Here is a 15,469-nt window from a genome sequence, read left to right as displayed (position 1 = left end):
TGTATACGCCGCAGGTCTGCCTCCCCCTGGAGGGGAGGCCGAAACTGCTGGCGCAGTTTCGGGAGGGGGGAAGACAGAAAGCACATCATCTAAAATGCAGCCTTGAGTGTGATGGTGAATTCGCGCCCGCGTCCCGGCAATACGCCGACTTCTTCATAGACATTCTGAACGGGCAGGAAGTGACGCTTGTCGAAAAGATTGTCGATATTGGCGATGAGCGAAACGTGGCCACGTTCGTAAAAGAACGCCGCCTTGGCGAGGACGTAATCGGGAAGACGGATGGCGTTCTCGATCTTGCCGCCGGTCTCGCCCACATAAACCCCGCCGAGCGATGCGCCGAAGGCGCCGAGTTTCGTTTGCGGGCCTGTGTAAGTGACGAACCCGGAGGCGAGCCATTCCGGCGCGGTGTTGCGCTGGTAGCCGTTCTGCAACTCCGCGAGGCAGGAGGCGTTGAGCGCCGCGAAAAGCCCGCCATAACCGTCTGCGGGCGCGAGCCCTGCGCGCGTTGGCGGGATAACCACGAATTCGCCATTGCCCGAACCGCACGCGCCCGGCGCGCCGATGCGCGTTTTCTGCCAGGTGACGGCGGCGTTGACGGAAAACTCGTCGGAGAGGAGATATTTCACCTCCGCCTCGACGCCTTTCGAGGTTTCCTCGTCGAGATTGCCGAAGGGGTCCGACCGCTGGCGCGTCTGGCGATAGAAAGCGAGAGAGCCGGCGAGGTCGCGGCGCGAGAGTTTCATGCCCGTCTCATAGAGATTGGAATCGGCGATGAAATTTTGCTGGTCGATGCGGTCGACTTCAATGCCGCCGCCGTCATTGGTTTCGAGCGCGTTGTTCTCCGCGAAGGTCCCGTAGATAGAAACCGCATCCGTCGCATCGTAGCGCAGGGAGATTTCGTAGCTTGGCTGGAATTCGTCGTCCTTGAACCGTGCGAACCCAAGCGCCGGATTGAAGATCGTATTCCCGGTATTGATCGCAGAGGCGGTGAACCGGTCTAGGCGCGCGCTCGCAAGCAGGTGCAGGCGCTCGTAAAAGGCGATGTCGCTGACCGCGAAAAAGGCGAGGTCGGTGGTTTTCGATGAGAGATCGGTGTCCCAGCCGATGCCGTTCGGCTCCTCAGAAAACGGATCGTCGAAAATATCGCCGCCTGTGGGCCCGGCGGTGAGGTCGCGGCGGTCGACGGCGAGATAGCCGGACAAAAACGTCTGGCGGGTTTCATTGTCGTAAGCGCGGTAAGAGGCGCCGAGCAGCGCGTCGATTGCGACCGGCCCGGCGCTGACGTCGAAACTGTAACTGCCGCGCAGCTCATAGACATCGGCGACATATTCCGCCGCGAACCCGTAGCTGACGTAAAGGTCGCTATCCATGGAGTCGTAAAAGCCCTGCAGGCGCAGCGTGTCGTCTCCAAGCGACCAGGCGAGATCGGCGTATGCAGTGACGGTTTGCGCGTCGGCGATGTCTTCGTCCGCGATGTAAACAGTGCGCGGGGACAGCGTTGCGGTTCCGAGGCCGTCATCGAGCGCAAAAGCGGGCGAGGGGAAGACGCCGTAATCGACGAGCTGGCGGATATTCGAGGTTCCAAAGAACGTGCCGACTGCCGCGTCCACTTCGTCCGGGGTCAGCTTGCCGTCGCCATTTGCATCCGTCAGGTCCGCATCCCGCCCGGTGATGTAAGTTCCGCTGTCGATGAGGTCCTGGGTGACGCGGTTCCAGCCGATGGTCTGCTTATAGCCGTTCGATGAAAAGTAAGCGCCGCCGAGCTCCGCGTCGAAATTGTCTTTCGACAGGGTGAAGGCGGATTGAACGAGCGTTCGTTCCGGCGATATGCCGCGATAGAAACTGTCGGAGTTTTCGTATTCCGCATGGGCGTAAAGTCCGGCGTCATAGGCGCCGAGATCGAAAGCGGCGCCGGCGTCGCCGCGGATGATGCGCTTGCCGTATGAGCCGAGCGTTCCCTCGAGCGACAGGAGACGGCCTTCCGCGGCAACCGCTTTCGCCGTGCGCGCGGTCAGCGGCGTGATGTTCAAAAAACCGCCGACGCGGCCCGCGCCATAGACCGCCGGGGTCGGGCCCTTGACGATTTCGATGCGTTCGCTGGCGCCGAGCGGCGTCGGAAACGTGCCGGGATTTTCGACGCGCTTGAAGCCTTTGAAATAGGTGTCGGCGCGGTTGCCGCGGAGCGAGACCGACCCCGGCACGCCGAAGAAACTCCCCGTAAAGGTTCCGGGCGCAAAGGCGGCGAGATCGTCCACGGTCTCGATGGAAAAGCGTTCGATCAGCGCATCGGCGATCACATTCACCGAGCGCGGCGCATCCGCATAGGAAAGATCGAGCCCCATCACCGCGCGGCTGTCTTCAAGCTCCACGAGCTCGAGCGGGTCTGCGGTGACGATAATCTCGTCAACGGGCTCTTGCGCCAGCGCCCCGCTCGACAGCAACGCCGCTATGGTGAAACTCAATCCCGCCTTACGCATCGCAACTCTATCCCCTGCGCCAAAGAGCGCTAAATCAAATTTGCCCAAAGGGCGTCGTCAAAACCGCGCCTTTAGGGGGCGCATTCCGAAATCGGGGATGGAGGAGGGAAGGCGGGCGAAGGCCCGAATCGACGCATGTCATCCATGCAGCGGAACGGAGTCCGCCTCACACGCATGGCTGAAAGGCAGGCGCAAATGCACTGTCCTTTCCGCGTCAATCTTCTCTCATCCGGACTATGACCGTCGGCTCCGGGCTCTCACCGGAATCCTGCTTTGGCGTTTGAGGGCGTCCGCCCTTGCTTCGCCTCGGCTCGCGGGCTCGTCGAAAGAGTAAATCTTTCGCATTACCGCCGGTGGGGACTTTCACCCCGCCCCGAAGATTTCTATGTCGCGGATTGCTCCGCGAGGCCTATATAACCCTGAGACCGCGCCGCGGCAATGACCGTCATACAGTTAAGGACCTGCTCATGCTCTCATCCCGCCGCCAGCCAGCCGAATGGGCCCTCCATGACGCCGTCTGGATCGGCTGGCCGAGCGCCGCCGATCTCTGGGAGGACGATCTCGGCCCCGCCCGGGCGGAGGTCGAGGATTTGATCCGCGCCGTTCTCTTCCCAGGCGGAGACGGATCCGGGGCGCGCGGCGAACCCGTTCATCTGCTCGCCCGCGGCGCCGACGCCATCGCCGCGGCGGAAATCATGCGTGAACGCCTGCCGGAGCCGGCCCTCCTGACAATCCACGATGCGCCCATCGGCGATATCTGGCTGCGCGATACGGGCCCGGTCTTCGTGAAAGAGGAAAGCGGCGCGCTCGCCGCCAGCGCCTTCGCCTTCAACGGCTGGGGCGGGAAATACCGCCTGGCGAAGGATGACGAGATCGCGAGGATCGTCGCCGAACTGGCGGGCGTGCGGCTGCGCCGGTTCGATGAGTTCACCGGCGAGGGCGGGGCGCTCGAAACCGACGGCGAGGGGACGTTCATCACCACACGCCAATGCCTTCTCAACGCCAACCGCAATCCGGGCCTGAGTGAAAAAGACGTCGAGGCGGTGCTGAAAGCCGCGCTCGACGCCGAAAAAGTCGTCTGGCTCGATGAAGGCCTCGCCGGCGATCACACTGACGGCCATGTGGACAATCTCGCGCGTTTCGTCGCGCCGGGCAAAGTCGTGTGCATGCGCCCCTGTGGCGAAGACGACCCCAATGCTGACGTCCTTGCGGCGATCGAGAAAACGCTCGCCGCCGCGACCGATGCGGCCGGCCGCAAGCTCGAGGTCGTCACTGTTCCTTCGCCGGGCCGGGTCGAGCTCGACGGCGAACCCGCCGCGGCGAGCCACATGAATTTCTACATCGCCAACCAGTCAGTCGTGATGCCGGTCTATGAAAAGCTTACCGGCAAGGCCGCGCCGGGCCACGATGCGGCGGAGATTTTAAAGGAGCTCATTGACCGGCCCTATTTCTGCGCCGTCGATTCTTCGCACATCCTGACCGGCGGCGGATCTTTTCATTGCATCTCCCAGCAGCAGCCTTCGCGGCAGGAAGATCGGATCAGGCGGTGAAGCGTTCCAATCCTGCGGCGAAGCGTTGCGGCGGCGGCCATTCCCGCTTGCCTCCCGCTCCGCAGCCTCGCAGGATGCGCCCAAATAGGGGCCGCCCGGCGTTTTCCCGGCGGCCGGCCCCCTGTCGACTTTCGGGGGAAGCCGAGTGACCGGATCAAGAAAGGAGCCGCGGCGCATGCGGATAGAAACACTTATATCGACTCTGGCCCTCATGACTGTGCTGAATGGGTGCGCACAGAAAGAGACGGTCGAGACGAAAGCAGAAGACGATAAAGCAGTGGAAATGACCGAACAGGTGAACGAAGACATTGGCGACCTTTTCGCGGACATTCCGCGCGCGAAAACGGACAATGCGGCGGCGAATGTTTTGCTGGCGCCTTTTTCCGGGCCTTATGACGGCGCGCCGCAATTCGACGACGCCGAGCTTTCCGGTCTGAAGCCGGCGATGAAAGCGGCGATGGAAAGAAACCTCGCCGAAGTCGACGCCATCACGGACAATCCCGAGCCCCCGACATTCGCCAACACGATTGTCGCGCTTGAAAAAACCGGCGAAGCGCTCGGCCGGGTTTATTCCTATTGGGGCATCTGGTCGTCCAACATGTCGACGCCGGAATTTCGCGACATCCAAGAGGAAATGGCGCCGAAGCTTTCCGAATTCTTTTCAAAGATAAACCAGAACGAAAAGCTCTTCGCGCGCGTGAAGGCGGTTTACGAAGGCGAGGAGATGGAGCGCCTTTCGCCGGAACAGCAGCGCCTCGTCTGGCTCGTCTATGACGGCTTCGCCTCCAACGGCGCGACCCTGAAAGGCGAAGCGAAAGAACGCTACGCCGCGATCAACAAGCGCCTCGCCGAGCTGCACACCAAATTCGCCAACAATGTGCTTCACGACGAAGAATCCTATGCGGTCTATTTCGATGAGGACGAGGCGGGCGGCCTGCCGTCGGACTTTCTGGCCGCCGCGAAAGACGCCGCCGAGCGGATGGAAGGCGAAGGCGACTACGCTGTCACCAACACGCGTTCGTCCATGGACCCGTTTCTCACCTTCGCGGACGACCGCGACCTCAGGCGCCAGGTCTGGGAGATGTATTACAGCCGCGGCGATCATGGCGGCGAGTATGACAACAACGCCCTCATCGCCGAAATCCTGCAGTTGCGCGATGAGCGCGTGAAGCTTTTAGGGTATGACAATTACGCCTCATGGCGCTTGCAGAACCGCATGGCGAAAACCCCGGAAAACGCGCTCGCGCTCATGGAGGCGGTGTGGCCGGCGGCGGTCGCGCGCGTCCATGAAGAAGTCGCCGAGATGCAGGAGATCGTCGACGCGGAAGGCGGCGATTTTAAAATCCAGCCCTGGGACTACCGCTATTACATGGAGAAAGTCCGCAAGGCGAAATACGACCTCGATTCCGACGAGGTGAAGCAATATCTCCAACTCGGCAAGCTGCGCGAGGCCATGTTCATGGTTGCGGGCGAGCTCTTCAATTTCAAGTTTACGCCGATTGAAGACGGCGTCGTGCCGGTCTGGCATGAAGACGTTCATGTCTGGGAAGTGACGGACAGGACCTCGGGCAAACATATCGGCCTGTGGTATCTCGATCCCTTCGCGCGGCCCGGCAAGCGCTCGGGCGCCTGGGCGTCGGGCTTTCGCAGCCACGACACGCTCGACGGCGTCGAGAAGACCGTGCTCGCCACCAACAATTCGAATTTCGTCGAAGCCGCCCCGGGCGAGCCGGTGCTGATTTCATGGGACGACGCGGAAACTTATTTCCACGAATTCGGCCATGCGTTGCATTACCTCTCGTCAAATGTGGATTATCCGACCTTGAACAGCGGCGTGCGCGACTACACCGAATTCCAGTCGCAATTGCTCGAACGCTGGCTGTCGACCGACAGGGTCATCGACAATTATCTTGTCCATCACGAAACCGGCGAGCCTATGCCGGAAGAGCTGGTGAACAAGATCAAGGCGGCGGCGACCTTCAAGCAGGGTTTCGACACCACCGAATATCTCGCTTCGGCGCTCGTCGACATGCGCTATCACACGGTCGATCCGGCCGGCATCGATCCCGACAAGTTCGAGCGCGAAACGCTCGCCGAGCTCGGCATGCCGGACGAGTTGCCCATGCGTCATCGCTCGACGCAGTTCGGCCATATCTTTTCCGGCGAAGGCTATTCCGCCGGCTATTACGGCTATATGTGGGCGGACGTGTTGACCGCTGATGCGGCGGAAGCCTTCGCCGAGGCGCCGGGCGGATTCTATGACAAGGAGCTGGCGAAAAAACTCGTCGATAAGCTTTTCGCCCCGCGCAACGCCATCGACCCCGCGGAAGCCTATCGCAAGTTCCGCGGCCGCGACGCCAAAATCGATGCCCTGATGCGCGATCGCGGCTTTCCGGTCCCGGGCGGCGGCGACGGCGAATCGACGATTGAGTAGGGCGTATTTTATCTCTCCCTGATGGGGAGAGGTGGGAATTCGTTTACGAATGCCGGGTGAGGGGGAAGGGCGGTCGCTTTTTGCACCTTCGCATCTCCCTCATCCGGCCCTTCGGACCACCTTCTCCCCAACGGGGAGAAGGTATTTTTGTTAATGCCCGCCCCAGACTTCTTTCACTCTATGGTCGCGCCCGCAGGAGTGGCGGTAAAAGCCGTAGCGGATTTTGTTCTTCTTGTAATAATCCTGATGATAGCCTTCGGCCTTCCAGAATTGATTTAGCTCCACAAGAGGCGTCACAACCGGTTTGCCCAGTTCTTTCTCCGCCGCTTCTTTCGCGGCTTTCGCGGCGCCGTATTCGTCCGCATTCGCATAAAAAACGGCCGTCGTATAGGAATGACCCCGGTCGCAGAACTGGCCGCCATCGTCGAACGGATCGATATGACGGAAGAAATAGTCGACAAGCTCGCGATAGCTCACGACTTGCGGGTCGTAAGGCACGCGCACCACTTCCAGATGGCCTTCATGATTGCGATAGGTGGGGTTTTGTTTGACGCCGCCGGCATAACCGGAAACCACGTCGCCGACGCCGTCGAGTTTTTCAAAATCGGCCTCCATGCACCAGAAACAGCCGCCGGCGAAAACGGCGCTGGCGGTCTTTGAACCGTCTTCTGCAAAAGCATTGCTCTGGCCGAAAAGAACGGCGACAGCGAGAGTGATGAGGGCGTTTCTCATAAAGCCGATCTCCTTTGCGCTTTCCCATATGCGAAAAGCCGACGCGCCGCGCCAGTCACGATCCGCGGCCTCGCGGGATTGTTACGGCGCCGCTTTCGAGGTGGTATAAAAATCTGTTAAAAAACAAACACCTCTGGCGATTGCCTCAGCCATGGCGCCCGGTCTATGTCTGGGCGGTTAGCCATCATGAGAGCCATTCATGAACCTACGAATTTTCTGCGCCGGCGCTGCTCTGGCCGCGCTCGCCGCCTGCAACCAGAACCCTTCCGCCGATCAGCAACCGAGTAAAGAAGAGAGGCCCATGTCCGAGCGCGACCCCTTCGCCGAAGCGCGAACCATTGAGGCGCCCGCCGTTGAGAAACGGCCGGTCGAGACCACCCAGCACGGGATCACACGCGTCGACAATTACGCCTGGCTGCGCGACGGCGAATGGCAGGAGGTCTTGCGCGATCCCTCGACGCTCGAGCCGGACATTCGCAAAGTGCTGGAAGCGGAGAACGACTATTACGCCGCGGTCACCGGCGATCTTGAACCCTTGCGCAAAAAACTCTTCAAGGAAATGCGCGGGCGCATCAAGGAAGACGACAGCACCATTCCGGCGAAAGACGGCGACTGGCTTTACTGGAAAAAGTTCCGCGACGGCGGCGAATATCCGGTGTTCATGCGCAAACCTGTCGCCGGAGGAAAAGAGCAGACGCTCTATGACGGCGACGCCGAACGCGGGGAGTCGGCGTTTTTCTCTATCGGCAGCGTCGAGCACAGCCCCGATCACAAGCTGGCGGCGATTGCGACGGACCGGCTTGGCTCGGAATATTATTCCATCGCCGTGCGCAATCTCGAAACCGGCGAAGACCTGCCCGACCGCATCGAGAGCGCGGATGGCGGCGGCGCGGTCTGGACCGCAGGCTCCGACGCCTTTTTCTATGTGGAGCGCGACGACAATCAGCGCCCCAAACGGGTGAAGCTGCACAAGCTCGGCGACGATCCGGCTACGGACGCCGTCATCTATGAAGAGCCCGACGACGCGATGTTCCTCGCCATCGATAAGAGCCAGAGCGGGGACTATGTCTTCATCACCTCCGCCAGCCAGGTCACCTCGGAAGTGCGCTTCGTAAAGGCGGACGCGCCGGACGCCGCGCCGCAGCTCATCGCGCCGCGCGATAATGGCGTTGAATATTACGCCGAGCATCATGGCGATGAGTTTTTCATCATGACCAACGCCGACGATGCGGTCGATTTCAAGATCGTCACCGCGCCGGTCGCATCGCCGGGCCGGGCGAACTGGAAAGACTGGCTCGCCCACAAAGCCGGAAGCCAGATCGTCACTTTCACCCTCTACAAAGATTACCTTGTGCGCCTCGAACGCGAGAACGCCCTGCCGCGCATCGTCATTTCGACTTATGACGGCGCGAGCCATACGGTGTCTTTCGGCGAAGCGGCTTATGCGCTCGGCATGGAAGCCGGTTACGAATACGACACGGATGTCTTCCGTTTCACTTATGAATCGCCGTCAACGCCGGAACAGACTTACGACTACAATATGGCGAGCGATAAACGCACGCTCCTGAAGACCCAGGAAGTGCCGAGCGGTCACGATCCCTCGCTTTACGTCGTCGAGCGCATCGAGGCGGACGGCGAAGGCGGCGCGAAAGTCCCGGTGACGATCCTGCGCCTTAAAACGACGCCGAAAGACGGCTCCGCCCCGGCGCTGCTTTACGGCTACGGCTCTTACGGCATTGCGAGCGCTGCGGACTTCTCCACCAACATCCTGTCGCTCGTGGACCGCGGCGCGGTTTTCGCCATCGCTCATGTGCGCGGCGGCGCCGACAAGGGCCGCGGCTGGTATCTCGACGGCAAGCTGGCCAAGAAGATGAACACCTTCACCGATTTCAATGCGTCGGCGCAGGCGCTGATCGACAATGGCTATGCGTCGAAAGGCAGGGTCGTCTCTTACGGCGGCAGCGCCGGCGGGCTTCTTGTCGCCGCATCGGTGAATTTAGAGCCCGATCTTTACGGCGGCGTCATCGCCGCCGTGCCGTTCATCGACGTCATTAACACCATCTCCGACGCCGATCTGCCCCTGACGCCGCCCGAATGGGAGGAATGGGGCAACCCGATCAAAAGCGCCGAGGAATATGGCTGGATCGCGGAATATTCGCCTTACGAGAATATCCAGCATACGGACTATCCGCCGATCATGGCGACGGGCGGGCTCACCGATTACCGCGTCACCTATTGGGAGCCGGCGAAATGGATCGCGCGCCTGCGCGATGATGCGAGCGGCGGGCCGTTCGTCCTGCGCATGAATATGGGCGCCGGCCATGGCGGCTCGGCGGCGCGTTTCGAGCGTCTCGACGAGCGGGCGCATCTTTACGCCTTTGCGCTGAAGGTCTGGGGGCTCGAGACGGCGGAGCCGGTGAAGCACGGGAAGTAGTTTCCGAACCGCTCATCCCCGCGCAGGCGGGGATGAGCGGAGAAGCTAACCCCGCCGCGGCTTGGCGTTCGCCTTGCTGCGCCTTTTCTTTTTGTTTGCCGGTTTGTCTTTGGCCGCCTTGGCGCCTTTTCCCTTTGACGCGCCGCGCTTCTTCGCCGCCGCTTTCCGGCCGTGGCCCGGCTTCGACGGTTGGCCGACCGTGCCTTTGCGTTTCGGCGCGCCGGGCAGGGGATCGGAGAGCATCTCGAAGCGAAGACCGCCGGTCAGCGGCGCGGCCTCCTCTAGCCTCACCTTCACCGCCTGGCCGAGGCGGTACATCCCGCCCGTGGTCTCGCCGATGACGGCGTGGTCTTTCTCCTCGAAACGGTAGCGCTCGGCGCCGATGGAGCGCATGGGGATGAAGCCGTCGGCGCCGCTCTCGTCCAGCATGACGAAGAGGCCGAATTTGGTGACGCCGCGAATGCGCGCTTCGAATTCGGCGCCAACGCGGTCTTCGAGATAGCCGGCGAGATAGCGGTCGTTCGACTCGCGCTCCGCAGCGATGGAGCGGCGTTCGAGATCGGAAATCGTCTCGGCGATCTTGGGGAGCGCCTTCGCCTCTTTTTCGGTCTGGCCGTTGGGGCCGAGCTTGAAGGCTTTGACGAGCGAGCGATGCACGGTGAGGTCGGCGTAACGGCGGATGGGCGAGGTGAAATGCGTGTAGCGCCCGAGATTGATGCCGAAATGGCCAATATTTTCCGTGTCGTAGATCGCCTGTTTCTGGGAGCGTAAGACGACTTCGGAGACCATTTCTTTCTGGTCGCGCTCTCCGGCGATTTTCAAAAGCTGGTTGAAATTCGCCGGCCGCACCGCACCCTTTGAAAGCGAGTAATCGAGCGTGTCGAGATAATCGCGCACGGACTCAAGCTTCTCTTCATCCGGCTCGTCATGCACGCGATAGATCAGCGGCGTCCTGGCGCGCTCAAGCGCTTCGGCGGCGGCGACATTGGCGAGGATCATAAACTCCTCGATCACCCGGTGCGCGTCGAAGCGCTCGCGCTTGACGACTTTTTCAACGTCGCCATTGTCGTCGAGAATGATCTTGCGTTCGGGCAGGTCGAGATCGAGGGGCGCGCGTTTCGCCCGTTCTTTCATGCGCGCATGGAACGCGTCGTAAAGATGCGTGACGACGCTCTTCAGCTCTTTCGAAGCCTTGCCGCCTTCGCTGATCGCCTGCGCGTCCTCATAAGAAAGCCGCGCATGAGAGCGCATCATGGCGCGCATGAAACGGTGGCTTTTTTTAACGCCGCCTGCCGTGATCACCATCTCGACAGCAAGGCAGGGCCGGTCCACATCCGGTTTTAAGGAACACAGATCGTTTGACAGCCGCTCTGGCAGCATCGGCACGACGCGGTCGGGCAGATAGGTTGAGTTGCCGCGTTTCAGCGCCTCCTTGTCGAGAGCGGAGTCCGGCTTTACGAAATAGCTCACATCGGCGATGGCGACGGTGACGCGAAAGCCGCCTTGATTGTCCGGATCGTCGTCGGCTTTCGCGAACACCGCGTCATCATGGTCTTTCGCATCCGCCGGATCGATGGTGATCAGAGGCGTTGCGCGCAGGTCGGTGCGCTCGCCGAGATCGGGAAGCTTCGCTTTTTCTGCTTCTGCGAGAACTTCGGGTGGAAAATCCGTGGGGATGCCGTGATTGGCGAGGGCGATCAGGGAAAAAGCGTGCTTGTCGTCGATATGCCCGGCGATGGAGCGGATGCGCGCTTTTTTCGGCCCATAGCCGCGCTTGTTCTTGGTTTCCACCCAGACGAGATCGCCATCCTTGGCGCCGTGAGCGTCGCCTTCGTCGATGGTGAAAGTGTCGCGCGCCCGGCGCTCCACCGGTTCGGCGACTCCGCCGCGCCGTCTTTCGCGATAGACCGCAAGAAAACGGTGCGCGCCTTTGCCAATGGCCTTGATGACGCTGGCGTCGTAACCGTCGTCGCCCGCCGGGAAGAGCCGTGCGAGAAGGCGGTCGCCGACGCCGGGGGGCGGCTTTACTTTCGCCGCGCGCCGCGCCGACAGGCGGATCATGGGCGGCTCGGTTTCGCCGCGCCAGTTCGCCGGCATGCACAGAAGATCGCCGTCATCGTCGACGGACATGACGTCGATGGGCGCCACGGGCGGCAGCGTGTCCGCGCGTTCGATGCGCTTGCCGCCTTTCACATTGATCGATCCGTCCGCGTCCATCTCTTTGAGGAGGGCGCGCAGGTCGGCCCGCGCCTCGCCCTTGACCCCGAACGCCCGCGCAATATCGCGCCGCGCGGTTTCGCCATCGGCGTTTTCCAGATAGGCGATGATGTCTTTTTTCGAGGGAAGGCCGCCGGATTTGCGGGGCGAAGAGGGTTTTGCGCGTTTGGCCAAATGACGTCTTTCATAGAGCGTTTATAGAAACACCCATTCGGTAGCATGGTTTGGCAGGCAGCGCGAACGCTATTACCCTCCCACAGTCAAAGGGTTGTGGCGCTTGCCGTCGACAATGATCTCGTAATGGAGATGCACCGCCGTGGCGTTGCCGGTGTCGCCGGTGCGCCCGATGGGCTGGCCGAGCCGCACCCGCATGCCGGGTTTAAGGCCCCGCTCATAACGGGAGAGATGCGCATAGCGGGTTTTCACCCCGCCGCCATGATTGATGAGGACCGTCCGGCCATAGCCGCGCAGGGAGCCCACAGACTCGACGACGCCGTCGCCGCCGGCGCCAATGAGCGCCGGACGCCCGGTGTAAAGATCGAGCCCGTAATGGAAGGACCCCGCGCCGCCGCGTCGCGGCCCGAAGCCGGAGGAGACGCAAGACTTGACCGGCGCGCGCAAGAGCCGCTTTCCCCTGACGCTTGCTTGCGGGTCGAAATTCGCAATGCGCCGGCTCGTGTCCGTTGCGGGCGCGTTGGAAATGACGACGCCGCGGCACAGGGAGAGCGAGGAAAACTGATCGGGAAAGGCGCCGCCGCGCGATGACGGGGACGAGGCGCAGGCGGCGGCGAGCGCCGACAACGCGCCTGCGGCCCAGAAACGGGCGGCGACATTTACGATCCGCCTCATGCTCATTCCCCGGATGCTACGCAATCGATCCGGTTAAAGCGAGAGAAGGATACGGGAGTCTTAAAGCGGCCGCGGAAAATGCGCCGATCCTTCGAGACGCAAAAAATCCTTCACCCTGAGGAGGCGCTTTGGCGCCGTCTCGAAGGGCGAAGGATTTTTTGCTCCTCAGGATGAAGCTTTGGTGGCTTTTCCCGCCGCCGGAAAGGCTTTGATTTAACTCGAATAATCGTCGGAAAGGACAAGCAGCTCCCCGTTTTCGGCGATCTCGATGTCGACAGCCGCGCCATCAACGTCGCCTTCGAACTCGTATACGTAAACGCCGCCGCCATCGCGAACGGAGAGTTCGATGTAGTCGGCGCGGAATCCGGGCGCTTCTCTTTGCAGTGTTGTTGCAACGGCCTCCGGAACGTCTTCCATGGAGACTTCCATTTCGATTTCTTCGAGTCGGCCGTCTTCGGTCACGTCGATTTCGATGTGGCATCCATTGTGGTCTTTCGCTTCGAATTCATAGATGGCGACGCCGTTTTCGACTTCGATGCTGACGCGGTCGAAGTCGACGCCGGGCGCGGTGTTCATGGCCGTGTCGAGGACGAGATCCGGCACGTCCTCCATGGCGATTTCGGTCCCGTCCTGCGCGAAGGCAGGCGCGCAGAAGGCAAGAGTTGAGATGAGCGTTAAGGCGCGGGGCATGGGCAAACTCCTCAGTCGGGTTTGATCAAGTGAGACGGCCAAACGAGGCAGTCGGGGCGTGCCGTCTCGCCGCGCGGGATAGGGGGAATTGATGACGGTTCGGCGATAGTTTCGCGAACAGCGTGTGAATTTTTCTGGCCTGCGTGAGTGGGATAAATTCAGGAGTAACAGCAAGTTAGGATATGTGAGGCCGGCGCCTTGAAGAAATTCGAAAGCACTCTGTCACAAACGGCCGCGCCGTCTCGTCTTGTTCTCAAAATGGAGGCGAAGATGGTGAAGAAATGGCTTGCCGCGGCGCTTGCCGCGACGGCGATCGGCAACGGGCTTTTCATGATTGCGAACGCCGGCGGCTGGTACGAAACCGCGCCGGGAGCATCGGACACCGGTCCTTTCAATCCCCATTTCATCTGGGATGTGGGTATTGCGTTTTCCGTGGCCGGGCTGGGGCTCGCGGCGCGCGCCTGGCGCGCGCGTTATTGGCCGGCGGCGCTCGCCGGCGCCGGTTTTCTTGCCGGGCACGGCGCCGTCCATGTCGCCGGCCTTTTGGGCGGACATGCTCATTATCCTTTGTTCGAACTGGCCGGCATTGTCATTCCGGCGTTTCTTTCCTTGTGGGTTGCGCTGCCGGGAAAAGGAGAAAATCATGCTTAAATTTCTGGCGTCGAAAATGATAAGCCGCTTCGAGCGTCGATATGATTATGACGTTTCCTATATGCGGTACTTGCTGGATGTGTCCCCGGCCGCGTTTTTCAGATTCAATCGCGTCGGCGCCATGGCGCGGCAGGGCGAAAGCGCGCCGGCGGAAGCGTTGTTCGCGGCGCGCTTATGCGGCGTGCTGGCGGAGGATTGCGGGCCGTGCGTTCAGCTAATCGTAAGCATGGCGCAAGACGCCGGGGTCGATGCGGCGGATCTTTCGGCCATATTGCAGCGAGACGCCGACGCCATGTCGCCCGCCGTGCGCATCGCTTTTGATTTCGCCGATGCCGTGCTTTGGCGAAATGGCGGGGACGACGCCGCTCGCGAGGCGGCGCGCCGTGAATGGGGCGACGCCGGCATCGTTGATTTGACCTTTGCGCTGCAGGCGAGCCGGCTTTATCCCATGGTCAAGGCCGGTCTTGGCTTCGGAAAAACATGTCGTCAGGTGACGGTGGAAGGCGCGCCGGTGGAGGTTGTCAAACACGCAGCATGACGCGCCGGGAAGACACATTCGTTTCACATCGCGGCCGGTTGCTGGGGCTTGCCTATCGCATGCTCGGCTCGATGAGCGACGCGGAAGACACCCTTCAGGATGCGTGGCTCAGATTCTCGCAGGCGCGGGAAACCGATATTCGCTCCGCCGAAGGCTACCTCGTCACCATCGTGACGCGTTTATGTCTCGACCGCTTAAAGTCGGCGCAAAGACGCCGGGAGCGTTATGTCGGCCCCTGGCTGCCGGAGCCGGTCGTCGACACCGACGCCATGACGCCGGAAACCATGCTGGAGTTTGCGGACGATCTTTCATTCGCGCTTCTCTTGACGCTCGAAAGGTTGTCCCCGCCCGAACGCGCGGCTTTTCTCCTGCATGATGTTTTCGGCGCGTCATACGGCGCCGTCGCCGAGGCGCTGGACAAGACGGAAGCGGCCTGTCGCCAGCTTGCTGCCCGGGCCCGCAAGGCGGTTCGTTCGGAGCGCCCGGATTCTAAGGCGCCTGCCAAGCAGCACGAGGCCTTGCTGGCGCAGTTCGCGGCGGCCACGGCGAGCGGCGACATTACGGCGCTGAAGCATATGCTCGCCGACGACGCCGTGGCCTATGCCGACGGCGGCGGAGTGAAGATTGCGGCGCTCAATCCTATTTACGGCGCCGAACGAGTCGCCCGGTTTTTCGCGGGCGTTTTCAAAAAAGCGAATGCCGAAGGCATTTCCATGCGCGCCGAGTTTGGCCGCATCAATACATTGCCCGCCATACTGACTTATGCAGACGGAACGCTGGACCAGACCATGAGCATCGACGTGAAGGACGGAAAAATCGCCGCCCTTTATGTCGTGCGCAATCCGGAAAAGCTTAGCGCGGTTGCGGGGCGCGACGGCGCCTGAACGTAAAGCACGT

11 protein-coding genes and 1 riboswitch are annotated in these 15,469 nt (G+C 61.5%); of the genes, 6 read left to right on the top strand and 5 right to left on the bottom strand.

Annotated features, from left to right (window positions below; genetic code table 11):
- Nucleotides 1-89 precede the first annotated feature (89 nt).
- The gene (locus CW354_RS22730; protein ID WP_104832382.1) at nucleotides 90-2,477 is read right to left on the bottom strand and encodes a TonB-dependent siderophore receptor; all 2,388 of its coding nucleotides are present in this window, start codon (nucleotides 2,475-2,477) and stop codon (nucleotides 90-92) included.
- Between the two features lie 213 nt (nucleotides 2,478-2,690).
- A riboswitch (FMN riboswitch) is annotated at nucleotides 2,691-2,862 on the bottom strand.
- Nucleotides 2,863-2,944: 82 nt separating this feature from the next.
- Between CW354_RS22730 and CW354_RS22725 the strand changes: the two genes are divergently transcribed.
- Together CW354_RS22725 and CW354_RS22720 are read left to right on the top strand one after the other, a co-directional pair.
- A complete protein-coding gene (locus tag CW354_RS22725) occupies nucleotides 2,945-4,027 on the top strand; it encodes an agmatine deiminase family protein (RefSeq protein WP_104832424.1) in 1,083 nt (360 codons plus the stop codon).
- 175 nt (nucleotides 4,028-4,202) lie between these two features.
- The gene (locus tag CW354_RS22720; protein ID WP_207764961.1) at nucleotides 4,203-6,461 is read left to right on the top strand and encodes a M3 family metallopeptidase; all 2,259 of its coding nucleotides are present in this window, start codon (nucleotides 4,203-4,205) and stop codon (nucleotides 6,459-6,461) included.
- 150 nt (nucleotides 6,462-6,611) lie between these two features.
- On the opposite strand, the gene msrA is transcribed toward CW354_RS22720, so the two are convergent.
- A complete protein-coding gene (gene msrA, locus CW354_RS22715) occupies nucleotides 6,612-7,193 on the bottom strand; it encodes a peptide-methionine (S)-S-oxide reductase MsrA (RefSeq protein WP_104832381.1) in 582 nt (193 codons plus the stop codon).
- A 199-nt stretch (nucleotides 7,194-7,392) separates the two neighbouring features.
- On the opposite strand from msrA, the gene CW354_RS22710 reads away from it, so the two are divergent.
- Nucleotides 7,393-9,627: a S9 family peptidase gene (locus CW354_RS22710; protein ID WP_207764960.1), complete on the top strand. Its 2,235-nt coding sequence runs from the start codon at nucleotides 7,393-7,395 to the stop codon at nucleotides 9,625-9,627.
- A gap of 45 nt (nucleotides 9,628-9,672) precedes the next feature.
- Here CW354_RS22710 and rnr read toward each other — a convergent pair whose 3' ends face one another.
- From rnr to CW354_RS22695, 3 genes are all read right to left on the bottom strand, one after another.
- Nucleotides 9,673-12,018 (bottom strand): ribonuclease R, encoded by a 2,346-nt coding sequence (gene rnr, locus CW354_RS22705; RefSeq protein WP_104832379.1) that lies wholly within the window; start codon nucleotides 12,016-12,018, stop codon nucleotides 9,673-9,675.
- A 72-nt stretch (nucleotides 12,019-12,090) separates the two neighbouring features.
- Nucleotides 12,091-12,693: a M23 family metallopeptidase gene (locus CW354_RS22700; protein WP_165793909.1), complete on the bottom strand. Its 603-nt coding sequence runs from the start codon at nucleotides 12,691-12,693 to the stop codon at nucleotides 12,091-12,093.
- Between the two features lie 213 nt (nucleotides 12,694-12,906).
- Nucleotides 12,907-13,383, bottom strand: a complete 477-nt coding sequence (locus CW354_RS22695; RefSeq protein WP_104832377.1) for a PepSY-like domain-containing protein — start codon at nucleotides 13,381-13,383, stop codon at nucleotides 12,907-12,909.
- A 270-nt stretch (nucleotides 13,384-13,653) separates the two neighbouring features.
- Here CW354_RS22695 and CW354_RS22690 point away from each other — a divergent pair, with 270 nt between their 5' ends.
- The 3 genes from CW354_RS22690 to CW354_RS22680 are packed head-to-tail and all read left to right on the top strand — an operon-like array spanning nucleotide 13,654 to nucleotide 15,456.
- Entirely contained in the window at nucleotides 13,654-14,034 is a 381-nt protein-coding gene (locus CW354_RS22690; protein ID WP_133162422.1) for a hypothetical protein, read from the top strand.
- Nucleotides 14,027-14,572, top strand: a complete 546-nt coding sequence (locus CW354_RS22685) for a carboxymuconolactone decarboxylase family protein (RefSeq protein WP_104832375.1) — start codon at nucleotides 14,027-14,029, stop codon at nucleotides 14,570-14,572. Before CW354_RS22690 ends, CW354_RS22685 begins: the two co-directional genes overlap by 8 nt.
- Nucleotides 14,569-15,456 carry a sigma-70 family RNA polymerase sigma factor gene (locus CW354_RS22680; protein ID WP_104832374.1) on the top strand — a complete coding sequence of 296 codons (888 nt, stop codon included), beginning with the start codon at nucleotides 14,569-14,571 and terminating at the stop codon, nucleotides 15,454-15,456. The genes CW354_RS22685 and CW354_RS22680 overlap by 4 nt, the downstream gene beginning before the upstream one ends.
- Nucleotides 15,457-15,469 lie beyond the last annotated feature (13 nt).

Origin of the sequence: Hyphococcus luteus (assembly GCF_002943565.1) — a bacterium.
GTDB lineage: Bacteria > Pseudomonadota > Alphaproteobacteria > Caulobacterales > Parvularculaceae > Hyphococcus > Hyphococcus luteus.
Note: the sequence above shows the minus strand (reverse complement) of the source record. Positions and strands in the feature narration are given on the sequence as shown.